Origin of the sequence: Sandarakinorhabdus oryzae, assembly GCF_009733735.1 — a bacterium.
In the GTDB taxonomy this organism is placed as follows: Bacteria; Pseudomonadota; Alphaproteobacteria; order Sphingomonadales; family Sphingomonadaceae; genus Sandarakinorhabdus; species Sandarakinorhabdus oryzae.
The window spans coordinates 1-1,723 of the sequence record NZ_WNJP01000301.1; the positions used below are offsets into that span (position 1 = coordinate 1).

General features: G+C 69.3%; 1 protein-coding gene and 1 pseudogene. Both read left to right on the forward strand.

Features of this window, described 5'->3' with window-relative positions:
• Nucleotides 1–1,397 (forward strand): TolC family protein (locus tag GJ693_RS15820; protein ID WP_328598847.1); only part of this gene is annotated, 1,397 nt, incomplete at its 5' end.
• A 24-nt stretch (nucleotides 1,398–1,421) separates the two neighbouring features.
• Nucleotides 1,422–1,723: pseudogene (locus tag GJ693_RS15825) on the forward strand (hypothetical protein); the annotation flags it as partial.

Consider the following 1,723-nt stretch of genomic DNA (forward strand, 5'->3'; position numbering starts at 1 on the left):
CGGGCGACAGCCGCGCGCTGGAAGCTGACGCGCGTGCCGCAGCCCAGCCGCTGCCCGCCGCGACCACGCCGCTGGCCCTCGCCGATGTCCTCGCTGCCAGCAAGGCCCACGCGCCGCAGGTGCTGGAAGCGCTGGCCAAGGTGCGCGGCGCCGAAGCCAAGCTGCTCAGCACCGAAGGCGCGTTCGACACCTTGTTCAACGCCACGCTGGAAACCCGACCCACCGGTTTCTACGATGGCAGCCAGGCTGGCGTGCGGGTGATGCAGCCCTTGGCGACCAACGGCGGCAACGTCTATGCCGGCTATGACATCTCGCGCGGCAGCTTCCCCAGCTATGGCGCCAATGATTATACCGCGCGCTATGGCCGGTTTACGGCCGGCACGCTGTTTTCGCTGCTGCGTGATCGCGAGATCGATGACCGCCGCTTCAACCGCGCCATGGCAAGCGCCGATACCGTGCTCGCCGACAATGACCGGCTGATGGTCGCCATCGGCGTGCAGGCGCGCGCCATCGCGGCGTGGAACAACTGGGTGATCGCTGGCCAGCGCGTCGCCGTCTACAAGGATCTGCTTGCGCTGGCGCTCGACCGCCAGGCCGGCTTCAAGCGCCAGGTTGCCGAAGGCCTGCGCCCGGCCATCCTGCTGACCGAGAATGAGCAGAATCTGCTGCGCCGGCAGACACTGGTGGTGCAATCCGAACAGGCGCTGGAACAGGCAGCGGTGGCGCTGTCGCTGTTCTGGCGTGATGCCGATGGCAATCCGCAGGTGCCGACGCCCGATCGCCTGCCGCCGCGCCTGGCGCCGCCGCTGCCGATTGCCGAGGACGTGATGGCCGCGCTGGAAAATCGACCCGATCTGCGCCTGGTTGACGTGCGCATCGCCCAGGCCCGCACCCGGCTGCAGCTTGACCGCAATTATTTCCTGCCCAAGCTCGATCTGAAGGCCGAGGTGAACCAGTATCTGGGCGATGCCGGCGTCGGCGGCCGCGCCTATACCGGCACCGAAAGCAAGCTGGGCGTCACCTTTACCGTGCCATTGCAGCAGCGCACCGCCAAGGGCCGGCTGGGCCAGACCCAGGCCGAGATCGAGGGCTTCAAGCAGCGCCGCCGCCTGACGGAAGACCAGATCCGGGCGGAGATCATGGGGCTTTCCATCGCCGCGCGCCAGTCGCGCCGGCTGCTCGGTATTGCCATCGACGAGCAGGACCGCGCCACCGCCATGGCCAAGGCCGAGCGCCGCCGCTTCCAGGAAGGCGCGTCGGATTTCTTCCTGGTGAACATCCGCGAGGAGGCCGCGGCCGACGCGCAGGTGCGCCGGCTCGATGCCGCCTTCCGCCAGATCGTCGCCCACGCCGATCTTGCCGCCGCGACGGCCGATCTGAAGGCGCTTGGCCTTTAACGCCCGAAGCGTTAAGCCAAATCCATGCCCCGCCGTGCCCCCGGCCTGATCTTCATCGCTGCCTGCATGGCGGCGCTGGCGCTGCGGCTGGTGCTGCCGGCCGGCTGGATGCCGGTGGCGAGCAGCGATGGCCCGGCGATAAGCCTGTGCAGCGGCGCCAGCCTGCCATCCGACCCGTCCACGCCTGCCAGCGATACGGATCAGCCCTGTGGCTTTGCGCTGGCGCTTGGCCCCTGGCTGGCCGCTGCCGCGCTCGCGCTGCCGCTGCTGTTGCTCCCTCTCGCACCGCTGCCGACGCTGCCGCCGGCCCGGCAATTGTCGCGCCG